This window comes from Bacillus sp. NPDC093026, assembly GCF_044754665.1.
GTDB lineage: Bacteria > Bacillota > Bacilli > Bacillales > Bacillaceae > Bacillus > Bacillus maqinnsis.
In genome coordinates, this window is the sequence record NZ_JBIVPN010000001.1 from 299,290 (window position 1) to 322,673 (window position 23,384).

Below are 23,384 nucleotides of genomic sequence, written 5' to 3' on the forward strand. Positions count from 1 at the left end.
ATTGAGTAGTATATGAAATTGTCGCCGGGTGATCGGTAATTGTTCATCCAAGACAGGGCCCCTCCTTTTGTAAATCAGAAAGGTACCTCTTTTCTAAAAGGAGGTACCTTCATTTTTTTGTTCAAACCTCTATGCGTGACGAATAAATGAAATCAGCTCATCAACTGATACTTCATGTGTTTCACCTGATTTTCTAAATTTCACTTCCACAATGCCTTCTTCTGAACGTTTTCCGCAGCTAATGCGAATTGGTAATCCAATTAAATCACTGTCTGCAAATTTAACGCCTGCGCGCTCCGTGCGATCATCGAATAGCACATCAAAGCCTTCCTCTTCTAAGCGCTCGTATAATGTTTCAGCAAGTTCTTTTTGTGCATCATTTTTCATATTTAACGCCAGCAGATGAAGGTCATAAGGAGCAACTGCTTTTGGCCAAATAATCCCTTTATCATCATGATGCTGTTCGACGATGGCAGAAAGCGTTCTGGAAATACCAATACCATAGCAGCCCATCAGCATTGGCTGCGTTCTGCCATTCTCATCAAGATAGGTCGCATCCATTGACTCAGAATAGCGTGTTCCTAGTTTAAAGACTTGTCCTACCTCAATTCCTTTTGCAAATTGAATGATGCCTTCACCATCTGGAGATACATCTCCTTCTTGAATAAAGCGAAGATCTGCATATTCTTTTATTGCCACATCACGAGCAGGATTTACATTTACATAATGATAATCTGCTTCGTTTGCACCTGCTACTGCATTTGTTATGCCTTTTACAGCTAAATCAGCATAAATATCAACCTTCGCATCTAGCTGAATAGGTCCAACAAAACCAGGTTCTGTTCCAATAACTTTAAGCACTTCTTCACGTGAAGCAAGCTCTACAAGCTGTGCACCAACTACATTCTTCAATTTCACATCATTGACTTCATGATCGCCTCTTGTCAGTACAAGAACATACGCTTCGTCTGCTTTAAATAATACAGATTTGATACATGAGGAAGGTTCTACTTCTAGGAAAGCAGATACTTCTGGAATCGTCTTCACGTTTGGCGTGTGTACTTTCTCAAGCTCTTTGAAGTCCGCAGGATTTGCTTCTTCTCCTTTAAATACAGCTTCTGCCATTTCTATATTGGCTGCATATGAAGAAGTGTCGGAATAAGCGATTGTATCTTCTCCTACTTCTGACAGCGCCATAAATTCATGTGTGTCTTTTCCTCCCATTGCACCAGAATCTGCAATAACCGGTCTAAAATTAAGACCAACTTTTGAGAAAATATTGGTGTAAGCTGTAAACATTTTATCGTATGTTTTATCAAGACTTTCTGATGTTGCATGAAATGAGTAAGCATCCTTCATAATGAATTCACGTCCACGTAATAAGCCAAAGCGTGGTCTTTGTTCATCGCGGAATTTTGATTGAATTTGGTAAAGTGTCAAAGGTAGCTTCTTATACGATTTCACTTCACTACGTACAAGTGATGTGATTACTTCTTCGTGTGTCGGACCGAGTGCAAATTCACGACCATGACGATCTTTCATGCGCATGAGTTCTGGACCGTATGTATACCATCTTCCTGACTCTTGCCACATTTCAGCCTGTTGCAGAACTGGCATTAACAGTTCTGCTGCGCCTATCTTTTCCATTTCTTTGCGAACGATGGCTTGAATATGCTGAATCACTTTATGAGCGAGTGGCAAATAATGATAGATTCCGCTTGTATTTTGCCTGATGAATCCAGCTCTTAATAAGAGCTGATGACTTTTTGCCTCTGCATCTGCTGGCACCTCTCGAAGAGTTGGAATTAAAGTCAGGGATTGTCTCATGTTCATTACACCTCAATTTATTATATAGGACTTCTCATAAAAACGCTTGTTTCCCATTAAGAGAAACAAGAGACGTTGGTTTTATAAAAATAATCGCTGGATGTCATTCCACGTGACGACAAGCATTAACAGCATGAGGAAAGCTACACCAATAAATACAACAAGTGCCTCTTTCTCACGATTCATTGGTTTGCCGCGAATAGCTTCGACGAATAGGAACAATAACCGTCCTCCATCTAATGCCGGGATTGGTAATAAGTTCACAATCCCTAAGTTGATACTAAGGAAAGCAGCAAACTGCATTAATGTTAATACTCCTTGTTTGGCAACTTCGCCTGTCATGTCATATATACCGACAGGACCCGATAGCATATCAAGTGAAAATTGTCCTGTGACAATTTTTTGCAAGTTCGTTAAAATAAGACCAGCCGTGGATACAACAGTCATTCCTGAAGATGAGATGACTTTCAAGAATCCATTTTCCGTTGGCGGATACGATCCAAAACGACCAATAGTCTTTCCTTCTGTCTTCACTGCTTCTGGTACAACTTGTACAGTACTTTCTTTGCCATTTCGGTCAATGACGACATTTATTTTTTTCTCAGGGTTCTTTTGAACGGTTTGAACGATCTCTGTCCAAGAATTCATTTTATCCCCGTTAATCGAAACAATATGATCGCCCTGCATGAGCCCGGCCTTTGCCGCACGACCATCTTGCGTCAGTTTTCCGAGTACAGGTTCATCCACCGTCACACCTTGTATAAATCCAAGAGCAACTAAAATCACATACGCCAAGATAAAGTTCATGATCGGCCCAGCAGCGATGGCTTTAATACGCTGCCATACTGTTTTTGAACCGAATTGACGATTATATGGGGCAATTTGAATTTCTTCACCATCTGCAATATAGAAGCTTGTTTGACTCACGTTGTAGCCTGTTAATATGTCTTCTTTTCCAGCTTCATACCCTGAGATTCTCATGGCATGATCTAAATCAATTTGCTCAACTTCAATGACTAGAGCATCAGGGTATTTCTCTTTATTATTTAAAATGATTTTTTCTACTTCATTTTGCTTATTAAATAAGAGCCCCACTCTTTGACCTGGTTTAATTTCAATAACTTCAGGGTCCTCTCCAGCCATTTTGACAAATCCACCGATTGGGAGAAGCCTAATGGTATAAACGGTTTCTTTTCGTTTAAAGGAAAAAATCTTCGGTCCAAAACCAATTGCGAACTCGCGGCACAAAATGCCTGCGCGCTGCGCCATAATTAAATGGCCAAGCTCGTGGAAAAAAACGAGCGTTCCAAAAATAATAATAAACGCAATCACTGTATTCACGAACATACCACCTTATGTGAGGATTGATTGAACAAAGTCTCGTGTATCTTTGTCCACTTCATGGATATCTTGCAAACTAGGCTTTGAAATCACATGGTGTCTGATCAGTGCCTTTTCAATCAGTTCTTCTATTTGCAAGAACGTGACATTGCCTTTTAAAAACGCATCAACCGCGACTTCATTTGCCGCATTCAGCACGGCAGGCATTGTCCCCCCTATTTTACCTGATTCATAAGCAAAATGTAAGCAGCGATACCTGTCAAAATCCGCTTTTTGGAAATTTAATTGTCCAATCTCCCAAAGGTTCAATGATTTGGCTTCCTTTAATGGCGCTCTGTCAGGGTATGTGAGCGCATATTGAATGGGCACTCTCATATCAGGTGTGCCTAACTGAGCCATCACGCTTTTATCATGAAATTCAACCATGGAATGAATAATGCTCTCTTTATGTAACAGCACATCTATTCGATCATACGGTATATCAAACAACCAATGTGCCTCTATGACTTCAAGCCCCTTATTCATCATTGTAGCTGAATCAATTGTAATTTTTGCTCCCATTGACCAGTTCGGGTGATTCAGTGCCTCTTCAACAGTAACGCCTTCAAGTTCCGTTCGTTTTTTATCTCGGAAGCTACCACCTGATGCCGTCACGATTAGACGCTCTATGTTTTTGGCTTGTTCACCTTGAAGGCATTGAAAAATAGCGGAGTGTTCACTATCGACAGGAAGTAAAGGCACATCATATTTGTTTGCGTACTCTTTCACTATATGACCAGCTGTTACAAGAGTTTCCTTATTTGCGAGTGCAATCGTCTTTTTTTGTTCCATTGCCTTCAACGTTGGGACAAGCCCGACACTACCCACAAGTGCATTGACAACGACGTCGACTGAATCATAGGTTGCCGCCAACGTGTTGGCTTCATCACCTATGGCCATCTTGACCTTATATGAAAATGAATGCTCTTTTAGCGTGTGATATGTATCCTCGTCTATACATCCGACGAATTCAGGCTGAAAGTGTTCAATGATTGGAATGGCCTTGTCTACATTTCTGCCAAACGTCATCGCTTTCAGACGAAATTCGTTCGGATGCTGCTTGATCACATCTAATGTTTGTTCTCCAATTGATCCTGTTGCGCCTAATAGCGAAATATATTTCAAATTGTCACTCCTTTTCTCGTTCAGTTTGTTTCTATTAGGTTAGCCGGCAAAGGTGACCAGCAATAAATATAAAAACGGCAGAACGAATAAAAAGCTGTCAAACCTGTCCAAAATCCCGCCATGTCCTGGGAGTATGTGCCCTGAATCCTTTACATCATAATGACGCTTTAAAGCAGATTCCACAAGGTCGCCAAGCTGTCCAAAAATGCTAAGCAAAAGGGTAATAAACATAACTAGCACATATGATGGCAAAAACCCTGTAATCGCCTGAAACACAAATGATAACACGACCGCTGTGACGATTCCGCCAATAAATCCTTCTACTGTTTTGTTAGGGCTAATCTCCGGCCAAAGTTTTCGTTTCCCAAGTGACTTCCCAATGAAATAGGCTCCTGAGTCGGTGGACCAAATAATCACCGCTGCGAAGAAAATCGCACTCATGCCATATAAACCTCTGATTTGAATAAAATAATAAAAGCTGACGCCAATATATAGTGTGGCTAATACAACAAAAGCAACCTCATCGAATGTGAAAGAGTTCTTGCTCAGTACTGTATACGTTAAAAGAATTAAGATTGCAAATAAAGCAATCTGCATTTTCGATGCGTCTACGTTTGTAAAAAAGCTATTCTCTCCACCCATTAAAAGCCAAAGCAATACTAAGCTGACGACACCAGGAAAGCTGAAAATAGAAATCTTTTTCATTCTCAAAAGCTCAAAGAGAGCGACACTTCCCATTAAATAAATCAGTAGGGTAAATGGCATCTGTCCATAAATCACAGCTAATAAAAATAGCGCCGCTGCCAAAACACCCGTCAAAATTCTTTGTTTCATCTGCACCATCCTCTAAATTCCACCGAACCTCCGGCCGCGGCGCTGATATTCTCCGATAGCGCCTATGAGATGCTCATCAGAAAAGTCAGGCCAAAGCACATCCGTAAAGACAAACTCGCTGTACGCAATTTGCCAAAGCATAAAGTTGCTTAATCTAATTTCTCCACTTGTGCGAATAAGCAAATCCGGATCTTGAAGAGATTCTGTCATTAAATAAGCTGAAAACATTTCTTCTGTGATGTCCTCTGCTCTAAGCTTACCTTCTTTGACTTTTTCAGAAATTTGTCTGCATGCTGTGACGATTTCTGTACGTCCTCCGTAATTGAGCGCAAAGTTCAGTACGAGCCCTTTATTATTTGCCGTACTTTTTACTGCGTTCTCTACCGCTTTTTTTGTATGCGGCGGGAGACCGTCTGGATCACCTGTTAAACGCACACGGACATTTTCCTCAATGAGTTCAGGCAGGTAGATGTTCAAAAATTCTTCAGGTAGCTTCATTAAAAAGTCTACTTCTAGTTTTGGTCGTTTCCAATTTTCTGTAGAGAAAGCATACAAAGTCAACACTTTGACATTCAGCTCATTTGCAAGCTTTGTCATGCGCTTGACGACTTTCATCCCTTCATGATGTCCTGCTACCCGAGGAAGTGCACGTTTTTTAGCCCATCTTCCATTCCCATCCATGATAATAGCGATATGTTCAGGAATTTCTCCATTTAATATATCTTCTTTTGTCAAGCTTTCTAAGTTGGAAGCTGCTGTTTGCTGATTCTTCCAATTTTTGAGTATATTGAGCATGAGATTCCTCCATCACCCAAAAAGGTTGCGTTCCCGCTAATAATATAGTCATCAACAGTATTAACAAAAAAACCCCCTGTAAACATGAAGAGGGTCTTTTCACTATTATCTATTGTACATAGTTTTTTCTTAAACTTCCATGATTTCTTTTTCTTTGTCTTTCGTCACGTCGTCAATTTTAGCCACATATTCATCTGTCAATTTTTGTACATCCTCTGTAGATGACCTTAATTCATCTTCAGTGATCTCACCGTTTTTCTCAAGCTTTTTCAAGTCATCGTTTGCATCACGACGAATATTACGAACAGCTACTTTTGCTTCTTCTGAGTATTTTTTCACAACTTTCACAAGCTCTTTACGTCTTTCTTCAGTTAACGCAGGAATGGCAATACGGATCACATTCCCATCACTTGTTGGCGTAATCCCAAGATCAGACTTTTGGATCGCTTTTTCAATATCACCGATCGCTGTTTTATCGTAAGGTGTGACAATCAGCATACGTGCTTCTGGCACTGTAATAGATGCGATTTGATTAAGCGGTGTTTGTGCACCGTAATATTCAACTGTGACTTTATCTAATAATGAAGCATTTGCTCTCCCAGCTCGAACTGTTGCTAGTTCACGCCCGTATGCTGCAACTGCTTTTTCCATTTTCTCTTTCGCTTGGCTTAACACTTCTTTTGACACGTTATTTCCCCCTCACGATCGTTCCGATTGATTCACCATTTACGGCACGTTTAATATTTCCTTCTTCCATAATTGAGAACACGATTAATGGAATGTCATTATCCATACATAATGAGGACGCAGTAGAATCCATTACAGCAAGCCCTTCTTTTAACACATCAAGATACGATAGCTTATCATATTTTACTGCATCCGCATCTGTACGAGGATCAGCACTGTAAACACCGTCTACATTATTCTTCGCCATTAAAATGACATCTGCTTCAATTTCTGCTGCACGTAGAGCTGCTGTTGTATCTGTAGAGAAATATGGGTTCCCAGTACCGGCAGCAAAAATGACGACACGTTTCTTCTCGAGGTGACGGATCGCTTTTCTTCTTATGTACGGTTCTGCAACCTGTCTCATTTCGATAGAGGTTTGTACTCTAGACTGAATACCAAGTGTCTCTAAGCTATCCTGTAATGCTAGTGAATTCATTACTGTTGCAAGCATCCCCATATAGTCTGCAGTTGCTCGGTCCATTCCTAGGTCACTGCCTGTCTTTCCGCGCCAAAGATTCCCTCCACCTACGACTACTGCAACTTCAACATCAAGTTCTGCAATTTCTTTCACTTGCTTTGCAATTGATTGAATGACAGTCGGGTTAATTCCATTTCCAGCTTCACCTGCTAGTGCTTCGCCACTTAGCTTCAGTACAATACGTTTATATTTCGGTTTGCTCATGATAACCTCCAAGTGTAAACTATGCCGTCTCTTATTATGCGTAAGAAATGGTCTTTTGTAAATCAATATCCTCTAAAAAATAGGGAACACAGTATTTGTGCTCCCTCAAAAAGCCCCAGAGAGCTTTTCAAACATTATTTTTTCACTTGGCTCATCACTTCTTCAGCAAAGTTGTCTTGACGCTTCTCAATCCCTTCGCCCACTTCATAGCGAACATAAGTTTGAACAGTTGCGTTTTTCGCACCTACCACTTGTTTCACTTTTTCATCTGGATTTTTAACGAAAGGTTGGTCAAGTAAGCAAATTTCTTCGAAGAATTTGTTTAGACGACCTTCTACCATTTTAGCAACGATATTCTCAGGCTTTCCTTCTTGAAGCGCTTGTTGTGTTAATAATTCACGCTCACGGTTTGCTTCTTCTTCAGACACTTGGTCACGAGAAATATATTTTGGATTGATAGCAGCAACGTGCATTGCTACGTCTTTTGCAAGCTCTTCATCAGTTGTTCCGTTAAGGACTGCTAATACACCGATACGACCGCCCATGTGTAGGTAAGAACCGAATACAGCGTTATCTTCTTTTGTGACAACCGAGAAACGACGTAGTGTAATTTTCTCTCCGATCTTCGCAATTGCAGATGTGATATGCTCTTCAACTGTTGAACCGTTCTCCATTTTAGAAGCATGAGCTTCTTCAATTGTAGCAGGTTTTGCAACTAGTAAATGATCAGCAAGTTCATGAAGAAGTGTTTGGAACCCTTCGTTTTTCGCAACAAAGTCAGTTTCAGAGTTGACTTCTAGGATCACTCCTGTGTTGCCATCTGTTTTGATTAAAGTTAATCCTTCTGCAGCAATACGGTCTGCTTTTTTCGCAGCTTTTGCGATACCTTTTTCTCTTAGAAGGTCGATTGCTTTTTCGATGTCACCATCAGTTTCTGTTAACGCTTTTTTGCAGTCCATCATACCTGCACCAGTTTTTTGGCGCAATTCTTTTACTAATTGAGCAGTAATTGCCATTTTACATTTCCTCCTTCTATGTCATAACACGGATTACTAGGTGAAAAAAAGGTGATAAAAGGCATTTCCCTCTTATCACCTTTTGAATAGGTTACGCAGTTGTTGTTTCAGATTCTGTCGTTTCTTCTACAACAGCTTCTTCGCCTTGTTTAGACTCAAGAATCGCATCTGCCATTTTTGCAGTTAGCAATTTTACAGCACGAATTGCATCGTCGTTTGCAGGGATGACAACATCAATTTCGTCAGGATCACAGTTCGTGTCAACGATACCGATGATTGGGATGTTTAGCTTACGAGCTTCTGCAACCGCAATGCGCTCTTTACGAGGGTCGATAATGAAAAGTGCATCTGGAAGACTCTTCATGTCTTTAATTCCACCTAAGAATTTTTCAAGACGCTCTAATTCTTTCTTCAATTGAACGACTTCTTTCTTTGGAAGAACTTCGAATGTGCCGTTTTCTTGCATTTTTTCAATATCTTTCAAACGCTTGATACGTTTTTGGATTGTTTCAAAGTTTGTTAATGTTCCACCAAGCCAGCGTTGGTTTACATAGAACATTCCAGAACGGATTGCTTCTTCTTTCACTGAATCTTGTGCTTGTTTTTTTGTTCCAACGAAAAGGATTTTTCCTCCGTCAGCAGCAAGGTTTTTTGTGAAGTTGTAAGCTTCTTCTACTTTTTTCACCGTTTTTTGAAGATCGATGATGTAGATACCGTTACGCTCTGTAAAGATGTAACGCTTCATTTTTGGGTTCCAACGGCGTGTTTGGTGACCGAAGTGAACACCAGCTTCTAACAATTGTTTCATAGAAATAACTGACATTTTATTTCCTCCTAATATAATGGTTTTTTTCCTCCGCTTAAGTCATGTCCACATAAAACTGCGACACGGCAGCACCTTCATATGAATCATTAAGCGTGTGTATTTAACACCAAGAAATAATATACCACATGATGAACTGACAATCAACAATCCTTTACAGCTTTCCGCTAAATTTTAATAAAAGCTCGATTTCTGTCTTACCAGTCTTCAATTGTTTTGCTATTTCTTCTATTGTTATCCCGCGATCATATAGTGCTTTCACTTGATCTTGAAATGCTTCTTCTTTTTCATCAACAGAAGATGTAGTGCTTGCTGCTTCTTTACCTAGAACGGGTTCATTTACCTTCTCTTCCTGCACCTCTACTACGTCTAAGAGAGCCGATAGGTGCTCTGGAACTGGATCTTCACTTTCTTTCAATTGCTGGGATTCAGTTTGTGGTTGTGGTTGCTTTGGTGTCTGAAGATCCGTTTTCAGCTCTTCAGCAAAAGAATCAGGGGAAGAGGCCGCAACTTTTGATAGTTTGTCGTTTTCTTCTTTGACTTCCATCAAGAAAGCAGCCAGGGTGTTTTCCGTTTCTTCTAAAATCTCTCGTTGCTTTTGTTCAGTCGCCTTAAGCGAATTCATTCTCGTATATAAAATGATGACAAAATAAATAAGTGCAGCATGGAGCATAAAGCTAATCAGCCATAACATATTTTTTCACTCACTAACTCTTTTAGGATTGAATGGCTTTATCAAGCAAATGTTTAAGCTTGAACAATGCCTTTGAATGAATTTGTGAAATGCGGGAGGTTGATAAGTTGAGCACTTGACCAATTTCTGTTAATGTCAATTCCTCTTTATAGAAAAGACTAATCACAAGCTTTTCTTTTTCCGAAAGCTCTGTTATTTTTTCCGAAAGCTGTTCAATTAACTCATCTTTCAGCATTTTCTCTTCAGGTGTCACAGACTTCTCGTCACGGATCATGACTTGGATGTTTTCCCCGTCTTCTTGATCGTGCAATTTTTCATCAATAGAGAGTAAATTTGCAAAGAAGCCCTCATTCATCGTTGTGAAAACATCCTGCTCACTTATGCCCAGTTCCTCAGCAACCTCAGTTGGCGTCACATTACGCAAGTAACGCTGTTCAAGCTTTTCGATAGCCGCTTCTATTTTTTTGGTTTTTTCTCTTGATGTACGAGGTAGCCAGTCCTCTTTACGAAGACCGTCGATGATCGCCCCGCGGATTCTGAAGGATGCATATGTATCAAACTTCAGATCTCTACCAGGGTCAAATTTTTCAAGAGCATCATATAAACCGAGCATCCCTAGACTCATCAAGTCTTCTTTATGCACTGACTTTGGGAGACCAATGGAAATTCTTCCAACATGATATGTGACAAGCGGCATATAGCGGCGCATAAGATCATCTCCAGCAGCCGGGTCCTTCCACTCTTTCCACCTAGCCCATAGCGCCTGATCTTCGTAATTTAAGGATTGCATCTTTCTCCCCCTATACTTCCTTAGTTATATCTTCTGAATGCCTTGCTTTACAGTGCGGATTTCTAATTCAGTTGTCAGCGGATCGAATTCAATCGTACGACCGCTGTTCCCGCCCGTGTCCTCACTGATGATCGGGATATGATAAAGAGACAGATGTTTTTTAACGGCTGATACGTTTCTAGGTCCAATTCTCATCAGATCATTGGTAGATTTAAATTTAAACATCTCAGCGCCTCCTGCCAATTTCGCCTTTAGCGCATGTTTGCGTGCTCCTTCTTTTAAGAGCAAGTCCACTGTATGCTTAACACCTGTATCAGCATACTTGGCCAGATTATCGACCTTTCCTTTTGCAAGCGATGAATCTGGAAGCATGATGTGAACAAGACCAGCTAGTTTTTTCTCTTGATCAAACAGCACAAGTCCCACGCAAGATCCAAGACCAGATGTACGAATTCGATCTGGTGTTTTCACAAGTTGAACATCCGCAATACCAACCTTTACAACTGTCGGAGTTTGCACGTTCATCATAGGTTACCTAATGCTTTGAACAGCTTGTCAAACGATTCAAAGTCTGGTAATAAAAACATATTTCCTTTCAGCTCTTGCTTATTTTGATCATCGTATATAGATGTATCAATGACAATCGCCTGATCTCCGAGAGGACTTAGCTGCATTAAGCCTTCACTTATGACAGCACCAAACATATCAAGTGTGACATCAGGCACACTCGGATAAAGCTGTAGCTTGGTTAAATCGGCAAGGGCTGATAAATATGAGCCTGCTAAAATATTTCCTAACTCGTGCAGCGCTGATGTTCCTAGCACATGTTCATGGATGGTATCAATATCAAATGCTGGCTCTTGCACAAGCTCTCTGACAAATTGCTCAGCCTGCTCAAAAGGCATAATGAAATAGATCGAGCCGGATAAATCTCCTTCCATTCGAAGAAAGATGCTTGCAACTGGAAGATCTGCCCCGCCAAAGAAATCCATTAATTCTTCAAACGAGAGAACTTTAACAAAAGGAACAGCCATATCTATTTTGCGATTTAATAGGTTTGCAAGAGCAGACGCTGCATGGCCTGCCCCTATATTCCCAACTTCTCTTAAAACATCTAGCTGCTCATCTCTCATTTCACTGAAAATGTTCATGTCACATCCCCCTTAATGAACAGGTGCACCTTGGATACTATTGTCGAGAACAGCACCAGCATGAATGATATTAAATAGACGCTGATCATGCTTAATAATCCCTGTCACCCACGATTGTCCATCTTTTTCAGAATCTGGAGAGGATTCTACCTCTTCCTGATAAACAGTAATGACATCATTTGCCTCATCAACAATCCAACCGACTTCAATTTCACCAACAGATACAATGATCATTCTTGTTTCGTCAGTGATCTCATGATCAGTTGCGCCAAGTCTTACTCTTAAATCAATGACTGGGGTGACAACACCGCGTAGATTAATGACACCGCAAATATATGGAGCAACACCGGGAATTCTTGTCGGCTGTTGCCACTTTTCAATGGACTTTACTTCTGATACTGGAATGGCGTATTCTTTTTTGTTTACGACAAACACAATCATCTTTTCGCCAGTTTTGATATCTGTACTCATTTCAGACCGCTCCTCTATTGTTTTTTACTTAATTAGTGCATTACAGTCAACGATGAGTGCAACTTGACCGTCACCTAAGATTGTTGCGCCTGATATCGCAAATACGTTTGGCAGGTAGTCTCCTAATGATTTCAATACAACCTCTTGCTGTCCGATAAATGAATCGACAACGAATGCTGTTAGTTTATCACCTTTACGGACAACGATGATGTGCAGTTCGTCCTCTAATTCTTTCGCATTTGGTACGTGGAACTGTTTCTTTAAATACACGACTGGTACGATAAATCCGCGGAAATCAATGACTTCCCGATCATGCGTTTGAAGGATATCGCTTTTCTTAATCACAGCCGTTTCGATAATAGAAGAAATCGGAATCGCAAATGTTTCTTCTTCAAGTTTCACAAGGAGGACCGAAATAATTGACAGAGTCAATGGTAACTGGATAGAAAATAAAGAGCCTTGTCCTTCTGTTGAATTGATGCTCACAGAACCGCCTAATGATTCTAGTTTGTTCTTTACTACATCAAGCCCTACACCACGTCCTGAAATGTCAGAAATCGTATCGGCTGTAGAGAATCCTGGTGCAAAGATAAGAGAATCGATTTGATGATCTTCAAGAGATTCGGCTTCTCTTTCTGTAATCACACCACGCTCTAGTGCCTTTTCAAGAACCTTTTTACGGTTAATCCCACCACCATCATCTTCTACTTCAATAAAGACGTGGTTACCACTATGATAAGCCTTTAATAAGACAGTTCCTTTTTCAGGCTTGCCTTTTTTCACACGTTCTTCTGGTGATTCAATCCCATGATCTAGACTGTTTCTGAGTAAATGTAAGAGCGGATCGCCAATCTCGTCGATCACTGTTCGATCAAGCTCCGTCTCAGCTCCTTCAATGATGAGCTCAATTTTCTTATTCAGCTCTTTTGTCAATTGACGGATCATGCGCGGGAATCGGTTAAACACTGTTTCTACAGGCACCATTCTCATGTTTAAAATAATAGACTGTAGATCGCCGGAAATACGCGTCATTCTTTCCACTGTATCTGTGAGTTCATTGTTTTCAAGCTCTTTTGCAATCTGTTCTAAGCGCCCTCGATCAATGACTAGTTCTTCAAATAGGTTCATTAAAGAATCGAGTCGATCAATGTTTACACGAATTGTTTTCGTACCGCCAGCTGATGCACCATGACTGCCATTGGACTTTGATGCTTCGTTTGCTGGCAGTTTTGAAGCTGGTACAGAATTTTTTTCTTTTTTCTGTTCAGGCTTTTCTTTTTGCTTCTCAGCCGGTGCAGTTTCTTTAAAAGTAGGGACTTCAGAGATCTCAACGTGTTCAACCTCGGAGATCGAAGTCACAATTTTTCTTACTTCTTCGATTGGCTGCTTTGATAAATAAGAAATGCTGAATTCAGATTCGAAATCTTCTGATTCTAAAAGTTCTGCATTCGGGACAGATTTGACAACCTCGCCTGCTTCATTCAGTCTTTCAAAAATCATATATACACGAACTGCTTTTAGTAAGCATGCGTCGCTTAATGTAACCATCAGTTCATAGCATTTGAAACCTTGTTCTCTTGCTTCATCAAGTACCGTTCGTTCAAACTCGTTGTAATGTAAGTCGCTTGGAGCTTTACTTGATACATGAGCTGCCTCAACAGTAGGTGCTACCTCTGCATGACTTCCTGTCACATCTAGCTTTTTACTAATCTCTGTAACATCACGTTTTCCGTCTCCACCTTCTGCAATGGATTGGACCATTGCGTCAAGGTGATCAAGCGCCTCAAACATGGTGTCCATTGATTCAGGAGTGACAACCATTTGTTCGTTACGAATGGCATCAAACATGTTTTCTAAGTGATGCGTTAATTGGGCCATATCATCAAAGCCCATTGTTGCGCTCATGCCTTTCAATGTATGAGCCGCTCTGAATATATCATTCACTAGCTGCAAGTCAGTAGGATTTTTTTCTAATTCAAGAAGTTTTTCATTACAAGTTTGTAAGTGCTCTCTGCTTTCATCTAAAAAGATGTCTAAGTATTGGTTTACATCCAACGTGTTCACGCCCTCTCTTTTTTCATGGAGCTTATAATGGCATGTGCGATATCATCTACATGCCTTGTTTCATGTGCAAGCCCTGCTTTAATGACTGATTTAGGCATTCCAAAAACAACACATGATTCTTCTTTTTCTGCAATGACTTTTGTATGACCGCTTGCGACCATTTTCTTAACACCTTCCGTACCGTCACTCCCCATGCCTGTCATAATGACAGCAATTTTCTCGTAACCTTTTATGTTGCTGATGGATTCAAATAAATAGTTAACAGAAGGTTTGTGCCGGCTGTTAGTGTCTTCTGGAGACAGTTTAATGACTAAAGATGTCCCCTGTTCATGAAGTGACATATTCATTCCACCAGGAGCTATGTAGGCCACCCCATTTTTAGCGATATCTCCATCTTCAGCTTCTTTAATTGTAATTTGTGATAAATGGTCTAACCTCGTAGCAAGTGATGCTGTAAATCCTGCCGGCATATGTTGCACAATCAAAATGGGTGCCTCAATGTCCTTCGGGAGCTTTGTCACTACTCTTTGAAGGGCCCTTGGTCCCCCAGTAGAAGTTCCGATTGAGATAATCTTTCGGAGTGACCCGCTTCCTATCTCTTGCACGCGAGGGGCAGTTATTGGACTTGGCAGTTTGATGACTGGCTTAGGTGAGACTTTGACTTCACTGCGCTTTCTTAACAGCCCTGCCGCAAGTACCCGCTCTACAATTTGTCCTCGTACCTTGTGTAAATCAAGAGAAATACTGCCTGAAGGCTTTGTGACAAAGTCAAACGCACCGATTTCTAAGCATTGGATGGTTAAATCTTTCCCTTGTTTTGTCTGGCTTGACACCATAATGACGGCAAGGTCGTGTTCAGCCAGAATTTGTTTTAATGCTTCTGTGCCGTTTAAAACAGGCATTTCAACATCTAATGTGACCACATCTGGATTTAGTTCCTTGATCCGTTTTAAGGCGTCTTCCCCATTGCGCGCCGTTCCAACGACTTCTATTTCTTGCTCGGCATTTAGGAAATCACTAATAAGCTTTCGCATAAAGGCCGAATCATCTACTACAAGCACTCTAATCATGAGTCCATCTTCCTCCTTTTAAAAAAAGAGGACAACTTATCTATAAATGTATGCTGCTCTCTCCGTGCCTCTCTCACCTGCTGATGATAAAGTGTATCTGCCAGCAATTTAATGGTTTTACTTAGTCTTGAATGCGGCTGCTTGATATAAAAAGGGATCTGTTCAGCTACTGCATTTGATACAGCTGGATCATCTGGGACAGCCCCTGCAAACACGAGCTTTCTGTGAAGATATGCCGATACCACTCCAGCTAGTTTCCGGTATGTTTCAGACCCTTCTGATGACGTTTTGCACCGGTTGACAATGATTTGAACAGACTGTTCAAATTGGTTGATGGCTAGATGTTTAATCGCACTGTATGCATCCATAATGGACGTCGGTTCAGGAGTAGTGACGACCACCACTTCGCCTGCAGATAATACAAAAGGCAGTTGGTCTTTTGATAATCCTGCACCCATATCAAAGAATATACAATCGAAGTCTCGCACCATCTGTTCCATCTCCTTAAGAAAGAATGACCACTGATCTGTATCTAACGAAAACAACTGTTCAAGTCCGCTTCCACCAGAAATGTAATAAAAATTTTCGGTTCCTTTTGTGATGGCTGTTTTAAAGGGTCTCTTTCTTAACAGAACATCTAGTATAGAGTTTGTCGTCGTTTTGCCTAGTAAAATATCAATATTGCCCATCCCAATATCAAGATCAATAACCAAGACCCGTTTGCCTGCTTTGGCGATAGCCAATGCCATATTAAGCGTCAAATTCGATTTACCAACGCCGCCTTTTCCACTCATGATGGCAATGGTTTTCGCCTGTCCGCTTGAAGACAAGGGTGCTGGTGCCATCTTTTGACTTTGCTGAACGAGTCTTCTTAAACCTTCCGCTTGGTCTGGGGTCATCATTTTAATACCATCCTTGTTAAATCAAGGGGAGAGCTTTCTAGAATATCTTCAGGCACATTTTGACCATTTGTTAAAAAGCCAAGACCAATTTGTGTATCTGCCATGATTTGAAAGATCGTCCCCATCGCGTCAGTTTCATCCACTTTCGTAAAAATGAATTGATCAATTGGAACACGTTCAAATCGTTTCACCATTGCTTTCATGTCCTGATACTTCGATGTCGCACTCATTACTAGAAAACTTTGAATGCTTTCGTCAAATGGAATAATGTCGATCAGCTCTTTGATATACGCTTCTTCTTTAAAATTACGACCGGCTGTATCGACGAAAATATGATCATATTCCTTAAGGGTCTGCTGCGCTTTCACAAAATCCTCTCTTGAATAGCAAACCTCAAGCGGTGCCTGCAGTAGCTCTGCATATGTTTTGAGTTGTTCGATCGCCGCGATTCGGTACGTATCTGTTGTCATAAAGGCTATTTTCTTTTGTTGCTGGATCGCTGTTTTAGCTGCAAGCTTAGCAATCGTTGTTGTTTTGCCTGCTCCAGTTGAACCGAACAAAACAATGTATTTCAAGCGAATTGTCGGTTCATTAGAGGTGTTAGCTGGCAGCATATCAGTTAACAGCATTTCAAGTTCTTTTTCAATTTCGTCTTCCTTGACAGCACCTCTTGTTAAAAGTCCTTTCAGACATTGATCCCGAATCCCATCGTCAAGACCTTGATCTTTTAGCTTTTGATCAATTGCTATGAAAGAATCAGGCAGGAGACCAACATGTCGTTCATTTCGCGTATAGTCAATTGGCTGAGTAGCTGGGAAAGCAGTCTTGATTTCATTAGCTATGTGAGTCTTTTGCTTCGCTTGTTCTGTGATCTGTTCTTTCTTCGGCAAAGCCGGAGCTATAGGCATTTGCTTCGACCCTTGGTTTGCTCTTTCTTCAAAATCTTGATCAAGCACCGCAATCACTTCTACCATTTGCTGTTTTTTTAATCCAAATAGCTTGCGTTTGACAACTGTTTTCGAGTTTAAAATGACGGCATCTTTTCCTAGCTGTTGCCGAATTAGGTTGGTTGCCTCTTGCATAGAATTCGCTGTAATTTTTTTCATTTTCATGTGATATCCACCACTCCGATGCTCTGTACTTCCACATTTGCTTCTAGTTCGTTATATGATAGTACCGGTAAATCAGGGAAATATCTTTCTAACAATTGCTTGACGTACATTCTAATAGGAGGTGAGCATAAGAGAACTGGCGTTTCTTGGCGAAGCGAAAACTGTTCAATTTCTCTAGCCACCGATTGAATCACACTTTCAGAGGATTCAGGGTCTAATGATAAGTAGTTTCCATGCTCTGTTTGCTGAACGCTGTCTGCAATGACCTTTTCCACTCGTCCTGAGCAAGTAACGACTTTCAATGACTCATTCTCCTTCGCGTATTGTGCAGTAATCTGCCTTGCCAGTGCCTGTCTGACATACTCTGTTAATAAATCTGTGTCAGTAGTTAATTTTCCATAGTCTGCGAGAGTCTCAAAAATGGTGACAAGGTTTCGAATAGATACCTTCTCTTTAAGCAGCTTCGCAAGCACTTTTTGGATGTCGCCGACTGCAAGCGGGTTTGGTGTCACCTCATCTACCAGCACAGGATAACTTTCTTTTAAATGATCAATTAATTGCTTTGTTTCTTGGCGACCTAACAGTTCGTGTGTATTCTGCCTGATCTTCTCTGTGATGTGAGTAGACACAACAGATGCAGGATCAACCACTGTATAGCCAAGCATTTCGGCTTGATCTTTTTCTGATTCTGATATCCATTTTGCCGGTAAACCAAATGATGGTTCGATTGTTTCGATTCCTTCAATTGGGTCATCATCAGGAGTTGGTGACATCGCTAAATAATGATCGAGCAACAACTCACCCTTTGCCACTTCATTTCCTTTAATTTTTAACCGGTATTCATTTGGGTTAAGAGCAATGTTGTCTCTAATTCGCACAACCGGAATGACAAGACCTAATTCGAGAGCAAGCTGCCTTCGGATCATCACAATTCGATCTAAAAGATCGCCGCCCTGATTCGCATCAGCAAGCGGGATCAGTCCGTAACCAAATTCAAATTCAATAGCATCCATTTGTAGGAGATGAATGACACTCTCTGGACTTTTCATCTCTTCTACCTCTGCTTGTTCCTCAAGCACTTCTTCGATCTCTTCTTGATCTTGTTTGTTTTTCGACATCATGTATGCCCCGAGTGCGAGTAAACCTGCAATCGGTCCTGTCAAAAGTATGCCAATAGGAGTAAACAAACCAAGAAGGAAGATCGTGCCTGCTGTGACGTAAAGCATTGCCGGGAAAGCAAAGAGCTGTTTAGTGATATCTGAACCAAGGTTTCCGTTAGAGGCAGCTCTTGTGACGACAATCCCTGTCGCAGTTGAAATGAGGAGTGCAGGAATTTGAGAAACGATTCCATCCCCTACCGTTAAAAGCGTGAAGTGGGAAGCGGATTCTTGAATCGACATTCCTTGCTGAAGCATGCCAATAATGATTCCAAAAATAATATTGATAATGACGATGATAATACCAGCGATGGCATCCCCTTTGACGAACTTACTTGCACCGTCCATTGCGCCATAAAAATCTGCCTCTCTCGCTACTTTTTCACGACGAGTTCTTGCTTCGCTTTCTGTCAGCATCCCTGCATTTAAATCTGCATCAATACTCATTTGTTTACCTGGCATCGCATCAAGCGTAAACCTTGCAGCAACTTCTGATACACGCTCGGCTCCTTTTGTAATGACAATAAACTGAATGATGATCAGTATAAAGAACACGACGAGACCAACGAGTATATTTCCTCCAACAACAAATGAACCAAACGTTTCTACAACCTTTCCAGCATCTCCTGTTGACAAGATAGAACGTGTTGTTGAGATGTTAAGCCCTAAGCGAAATAGTGTTAAGAGTAAAAGCAATGATGGAAAAATCGAAAATTGCAGCGGTTCTTGCATGTTCATTGTGGTGAGAAGCACGATAAGCGCAAGAGAAATATTAATAATGATTAAAATACTTAATAGAATGGGCGGAAACGGTATGACTAGCATCGCCACGATTAAAATAACACTGAATAAAACAGATAAATCTCTTGCTGCCATGCCTGTTCTCTCCTTTAAAACCAAAAATTCATAAAATCTTTTGTTTCGTTTTATATACGTAAGCTAAAATTTCTGCGATCGCCTTAAAGTATTCTTCCGGCACCGCTTGGTCGATATCGACTTGATCGTATAGCGCACGGGCAAGCGGCCGATTCTCTATGGTCATGACATTGTGCTCTTTTGCAATGGTTCTAATTTTTAAAGCCAAAATATCTGTTCCTTTTGCCACAACAAAAGGCGCATCCATTTTTTCTTCGTCATATTTAAGGGCAATTGCATAGTGGGTCGGGTTTGTAATGATGACGTCCGCTTTTGGGACTTCCTGCATCATCCGCCTCATGGCCATTTCCCGTTGGCGCTGTTTCATTTTTGATTTAATGAGCGGGTCACCCTCTGATTTTTTATATTCATCTTTGATGTCTTGTTTTGACATCCGTAAGTTTTTTTCGTAATCAAATTTCTGATACATGTAATCAAGCCCTGCTAGGATGAGAAGTGCACCCGCTGCATATAAGCCCATCGTTAAGGTCATATTGGCGACAAAATGAAGAGTTTCCTCAGCAGTTAATAGAGGTAGCCGCATTATTTCGTCAAAGTGCATCCAAAGCGCTAAAAATGTCACAAAGCCAACAAAGCCAATTTTTAAAATGGATTTTAATAGCTCTACGAGTGCTCGAATACTATATATTCGTTTAAATCCTTTAATGGGATCAAGCTTTTCTAATTTCGGTTGAATGACTTCTGTCGAAAAGAGAAACCCCACTTGCAAATAGTTACTGATTACACCTGCCAGCAAACCAACACCAAGAATCGGCATGAGAAGGAGGCCTGTTTCTTGAAGCAATTCTATGAATAATTGTTGAATATTAGTTATGCTAACCTTCATTAGCATCGTTGTTGAATAAAAACGTTCAATGAGCGCAATGATACGCTCTTTCATAAAAGGCCCAATAAAAAAGAATGATAAAAAGGTGAATAGAAGTGAAATGGCTGTGTTGACATCGGCACTTTTGGCAACTTGCCCTTTTTTTCGTGAATCTCGTCTTTTTTTAGGCGTTGCTTTTTCCGTTTTCTCACCTGCGAAAAATTGCAAATCCAGTCTGAGCCTTGTCATCATGACGAACCACCGACCAATGCTAAGAAATTCCTCATAGTGAGCACAATGGTGTCAAATGTATTTTGCACAACACCGAATATAACGCCCATACAGATGATGATCATCATAAAACTCACGCCCATCTTAATAGGAAGCCCGACAACAAATACATTCATTTGCGGAACTGTACGAGCCACAATCCCTAAAGCAAGATCGACTAAAAATAAACTTGCCACAACAGGTGCTGAAATTTGAAAGGCAATGATAAACATTTGATTAAAGCTCTTTGCGATAAAATAAGCAAAGGATTCACTCCCGAAATTCAGTGCGTACTGATCAAGCGCAATATATTGAAAACTGTAATAAATGCCATCAAGTAACAGATGATGTGCATTTGTCGCTAGCATGAGTAAAAGGGTCACCGTATAAAAAAACTGTCCCATAAGCGGTGTTTGCGCACCCGTTTGCGGATCAATAATATTTGCAATCGCAAAGCCCATCTGAAAATCAATGAATGAACCTGCAATTTGAACTGCCGAAACCATGAGATACGCAATCAGTCCAAGTAGAAGTCCCACCATTGCTTCTTTTACAGCTAGCATCATATATAAGCCATCTATATCGAGTGCAGGCGGTTCTTTGATCGTGCTAAAACTAATGACTGCCAAAAAGATCGAGAACCCGACCCGGTGAACCACTGGTATCGTTCTATGCGCTAAAAGCGGTACTGTCACAAAAAAAGCGGTAATCCGAATAAAAACAAGGAGAAAAGCAGGGAATAATTCTATGATTGACATCATCTATTAACCTGCAAATCGATCTAAATTCGAGAACAGCTCTGTCGTAAAAGAAACAATTGTTGAAAGCATCCAAGGACCAAACACAACAAGTCCAATGAGAACTGCAACAATCTTAGGAATGAACGCAAGCGTCTGTTCTTGAATTTGGGTTGTTGCCTGAAACACACTGACAATCAGTCCCACAATTAATGCGAGCGCAAGAAGCGGCCCACTGACAAGCAATACAACATACACTGATCTTTCAGCCATTGTAATGACAAATTCTGAACTCATGTTTTAAGCACCTACTCTAAAAACTTTGTAACAAAGATTTAACAATTAAATACCATCCATCTACTAAAACAAATAACAATATTTTGAAAGGGAGCGATATCATAACCGGCGGAAGCATCATCATTCCCATTGACATCAGGACACTTGCGACCACCATGTCAATAATTAAAAATGGAATAAAGATCATAAAACCAATTTGAAAGGCCGTCTTCAATTCTGAAATAGCAAAAGCTGGGACCATCGCCGTTAAAGGAATCTCTTTAATGGATTTAGGTGTATCCATTTTTGCGTAATGAAGAAATAAAGCCAAATCTTTCTGTCTCGTATGTTTACTCATGAACTCTTTTATGGGTACTTCAGCTTTTTCATACGCCTGATTTAAGGTAATATCATCATTTAAAAGCGGTGTTAAAGCTTCCTTATTAATCTGCGAGAACGTTGGAGCCATAATAAAAAATGTAAGAAACAAAGCAAGTCCGACGAGTACTTGGTTCGGCGGCATTGAGTTGGTCGCAAGCGATGTTCTGACGAACGAAAGAACAATCACGATCCGGGTAAAGCATGTCATTAAAATGAGAATGCCTGGTGCAACTGAAAATACGGTCAAAAGTAAAAGAAGACGAACAGAAGTGCTAATATTCCCTGCACCGCTGGAATTAAATAAATCGATAAACTCATTCATTTTTGTTTCGGGCCTTTCTTTCTGACTTCTGATTGGGTCTTTTTCAATTCGGCTAGCTGCGCCTTTAAATTGGCTGAAAAAGAAGAAGTGATTGGCTTTTCATTTCCCTTCACCTGTGAAGTGAATTTTGAAACGATTTTGGGCAAATCGGTCTTGCTTTCCATTGCTTTTTCGTATTGTTTCACAATCGCTTCACATTCTTGTTCATCATCAATTTCTTTTAGCAACTGAATTGAGTCTGCTACGCCGACAACTAATACTCTTTTGCCTACTTTAATGAGCTGAACTGAACGATTTTGACCAACCGTGGTTCCGCCAATATTTTCAACATAACGAAATGGTTTGAGTAAGCGGTTTTGCTTACCAACAAATCTCACCAGTCCATAAATAAGCAGGATGACAAAAAGTAAGGCACCAATCATTTTGACAACATCCATAATGGAGACAGAAGAAGAGGGAACTTCTTCTGCCGGATTCGTTTGATTGTCAGTGGTTTTCTTTTCTGTATCCTTTTTGCTCTCTTTCTCTTCTTTGATCCATTCATTCACTGTGCCATTTTCAGGATCTTTCGTTTCAGCGAAAAGGAAAGCAGGTTTCACTGTCAAGAAGAAAAGCATAAAACTGATCATTGCTATACATATCAAACGTTTTTTCAACAAGTCTTACCCCTTTTTAGCCTAACGTTTTATTAATTGCTTCAAGTACACGGTCTGCTTGGAACGGCTTCACGATAAAGTCTTTTGCACCTGCTTGAATGGCATCAATAACCATGGACTGCTGCCCCATAGCAGAGCACATGATGATCTTTGCAGAAGGATCGATTTGTTTGATTTCTTTCAATGCTGTAATACCATCCATTTCAGGCATTGTGATATCCATTGTCACAAGATCTGGGGACATTTCTTTATATTTTTCAACAGCTTGCGCTCCGTTTTCTGCTTCTCCTACTACATCAAATCCGTTTTTCACAAGAATATCCTTAATCATCATTCTCATGAAAGCTGCATCATCTACGATTAATACCTTAATAGCCAT

25 protein-coding genes are annotated in these 23,384 nt (G+C 40.5%); all 25 read right to left on the reverse strand.

The window, feature by feature from the left end; genetic code table 11:
- Positions 1 to 129: 129 nt before the first annotated feature.
- Positions 130 to 1,827, reverse strand: coding sequence for a proline--tRNA ligase (locus tag ACIQCE_RS01480; RefSeq protein WP_400493301.1), 1,698 nt, complete (start codon positions 1,825 to 1,827; stop codon positions 130 to 132).
- A gap of 81 nt (positions 1,828 to 1,908) precedes the next feature.
- A complete protein-coding gene (gene rseP / locus ACIQCE_RS01485) occupies positions 1,909 to 3,174 on the reverse strand; it encodes an RIP metalloprotease RseP (protein ID WP_400493302.1) in 1,266 nt (421 codons plus the stop codon).
- Between the two features lie 6 nt (positions 3,175 to 3,180).
- Positions 3,181 to 4,332 carry a 1-deoxy-D-xylulose-5-phosphate reductoisomerase gene (gene dxr, locus ACIQCE_RS01490; protein WP_400493303.1) on the reverse strand — a complete coding sequence of 384 codons (1,152 nt, stop codon included), beginning with the start codon at positions 4,330 to 4,332 and terminating at the stop codon, positions 3,181 to 3,183.
- Between the two features lie 39 nt (positions 4,333 to 4,371).
- Entirely contained in the window at positions 4,372 to 5,166 is a 795-nt protein-coding gene (locus tag ACIQCE_RS01495; protein WP_400493304.1) for a phosphatidate cytidylyltransferase, read from the reverse strand.
- Positions 5,167 to 5,178: 12 nt separating this feature from the next.
- Entirely contained in the window at positions 5,179 to 5,961 is a 783-nt protein-coding gene (locus tag ACIQCE_RS01500; protein WP_400493305.1) for an undecaprenyl pyrophosphate synthase, read from the reverse strand.
- A 129-nt stretch (positions 5,962 to 6,090) separates the two neighbouring features.
- Positions 6,091 to 6,648 carry a ribosome recycling factor gene (gene frr / locus ACIQCE_RS01505; protein WP_400493306.1) on the reverse strand — a complete coding sequence of 186 codons (558 nt, stop codon included), beginning with the start codon at positions 6,646 to 6,648 and terminating at the stop codon, positions 6,091 to 6,093.
- A gap of 1 nt (position 6,649) precedes the next feature.
- Positions 6,650 to 7,372, reverse strand: coding sequence for a UMP kinase (gene pyrH / locus ACIQCE_RS01510; protein WP_353855732.1), 723 nt, complete (start codon positions 7,370 to 7,372; stop codon positions 6,650 to 6,652).
- Between the two features lie 134 nt (positions 7,373 to 7,506).
- Positions 7,507 to 8,388, reverse strand: coding sequence for a translation elongation factor Ts (gene tsf, locus ACIQCE_RS01515; protein ID WP_400493307.1), 882 nt, complete (start codon positions 8,386 to 8,388; stop codon positions 7,507 to 7,509).
- A 91-nt stretch (positions 8,389 to 8,479) separates the two neighbouring features.
- Positions 8,480 to 9,211 (reverse strand): 30S ribosomal protein S2, encoded by a 732-nt coding sequence (rpsB, locus tag ACIQCE_RS01520; RefSeq protein ID WP_400493308.1) that lies wholly within the window; start codon positions 9,209 to 9,211, stop codon positions 8,480 to 8,482.
- A gap of 154 nt (positions 9,212 to 9,365) precedes the next feature.
- A complete protein-coding gene (locus tag ACIQCE_RS01525) occupies positions 9,366 to 9,905 on the reverse strand; it encodes a Swarming motility protein SwrB (RefSeq protein WP_353855735.1) in 540 nt (179 codons plus the stop codon).
- A 22-nt stretch (positions 9,906 to 9,927) separates the two neighbouring features.
- Complete coding sequence (locus ACIQCE_RS01530; protein ID WP_400493309.1) at positions 9,928 to 10,695, reverse strand: FliA/WhiG family RNA polymerase sigma factor; 768 nt, start codon at positions 10,693 to 10,695, stop codon at positions 9,928 to 9,930.
- Positions 10,696 to 10,719: 24 nt separating this feature from the next.
- The gene (locus ACIQCE_RS01535) at positions 10,720 to 11,220 is read right to left on the reverse strand and encodes a chemotaxis protein CheD (RefSeq protein WP_400493310.1); all 501 of its coding nucleotides are present in this window, start codon (positions 11,218 to 11,220) and stop codon (positions 10,720 to 10,722) included.
- Positions 11,220 to 11,846 carry a chemotaxis protein CheC gene (locus ACIQCE_RS01540; RefSeq protein ID WP_353855737.1) on the reverse strand — a complete coding sequence of 209 codons (627 nt, stop codon included), beginning with the start codon at positions 11,844 to 11,846 and terminating at the stop codon, positions 11,220 to 11,222. The genes ACIQCE_RS01535 and ACIQCE_RS01540 overlap by 1 nt, the downstream gene beginning before the upstream one ends.
- Before the next feature lie 12 nt (positions 11,847 to 11,858).
- A complete protein-coding gene (locus ACIQCE_RS01545; RefSeq protein WP_400493311.1) occupies positions 11,859 to 12,317 on the reverse strand; it encodes a chemotaxis protein CheW in 459 nt (152 codons plus the stop codon).
- Between the two features lie 24 nt (positions 12,318 to 12,341).
- Positions 12,342 to 14,372, reverse strand: coding sequence for a chemotaxis protein CheW (locus tag ACIQCE_RS01550; protein WP_400493312.1), 2,031 nt, complete (start codon positions 14,370 to 14,372; stop codon positions 12,342 to 12,344).
- Between the two features lie 5 nt (positions 14,373 to 14,377).
- A complete protein-coding gene (locus ACIQCE_RS01555; RefSeq protein ID WP_400493313.1) occupies positions 14,378 to 15,451 on the reverse strand; it encodes a protein-glutamate methylesterase/protein-glutamine glutaminase in 1,074 nt (357 codons plus the stop codon).
- Complete coding sequence (locus tag ACIQCE_RS01560) at positions 15,448 to 16,353, reverse strand: MinD/ParA family protein (protein WP_400493314.1); 906 nt, start codon at positions 16,351 to 16,353, stop codon at positions 15,448 to 15,450. Before ACIQCE_RS01560 ends, ACIQCE_RS01555 begins: the two co-directional genes overlap by 4 nt.
- Positions 16,350 to 17,465, reverse strand: a complete 1,116-nt coding sequence (gene flhF, locus ACIQCE_RS01565; RefSeq protein WP_400493315.1) for a flagellar biosynthesis GTPase FlhF — start codon at positions 17,463 to 17,465, stop codon at positions 16,350 to 16,352. The genes ACIQCE_RS01560 and flhF overlap by 4 nt, the downstream gene beginning before the upstream one ends.
- Positions 17,462 to 19,498, reverse strand: coding sequence for a flagellar biosynthesis protein FlhA (flhA, locus tag ACIQCE_RS01570; RefSeq protein WP_400493316.1), 2,037 nt, complete (start codon positions 19,496 to 19,498; stop codon positions 17,462 to 17,464). Before flhA ends, flhF begins: the two co-directional genes overlap by 4 nt.
- Before the next feature lie 28 nt (positions 19,499 to 19,526).
- Entirely contained in the window at positions 19,527 to 20,615 is a 1,089-nt protein-coding gene (flhB, locus tag ACIQCE_RS01575; RefSeq protein ID WP_353855744.1) for a flagellar biosynthesis protein FlhB, read from the reverse strand.
- The gene (fliR, locus tag ACIQCE_RS01580; protein WP_353855745.1) at positions 20,612 to 21,394 is read right to left on the reverse strand and encodes a flagellar biosynthetic protein FliR; all 783 of its coding nucleotides are present in this window, start codon (positions 21,392 to 21,394) and stop codon (positions 20,612 to 20,614) included. Before fliR ends, flhB begins: the two co-directional genes overlap by 4 nt.
- Positions 21,395 to 21,397: 3 nt before the next feature.
- Positions 21,398 to 21,667 (reverse strand): flagellar biosynthesis protein FliQ, encoded by a 270-nt coding sequence (gene fliQ / locus ACIQCE_RS01585; RefSeq protein WP_003211206.1) that lies wholly within the window; start codon positions 21,665 to 21,667, stop codon positions 21,398 to 21,400.
- A 16-nt stretch (positions 21,668 to 21,683) separates the two neighbouring features.
- Positions 21,684 to 22,349: a flagellar type III secretion system pore protein FliP gene (gene fliP, locus ACIQCE_RS01590; RefSeq protein WP_400493317.1), complete on the reverse strand. Its 666-nt coding sequence runs from the start codon at positions 22,347 to 22,349 to the stop codon at positions 21,684 to 21,686.
- Positions 22,346 to 23,005 (reverse strand): flagella biosynthesis regulatory protein FliZ, encoded by a 660-nt coding sequence (gene fliZ / locus ACIQCE_RS01595; protein WP_400493318.1) that lies wholly within the window; start codon positions 23,003 to 23,005, stop codon positions 22,346 to 22,348. The genes fliP and fliZ overlap by 4 nt, the downstream gene beginning before the upstream one ends.
- Positions 23,006 to 23,021: 16 nt before the next feature.
- A complete protein-coding gene (gene cheY, locus ACIQCE_RS01600; RefSeq protein ID WP_353855747.1) occupies positions 23,022 to 23,384 on the reverse strand; it encodes a chemotaxis protein CheY in 363 nt (120 codons plus the stop codon).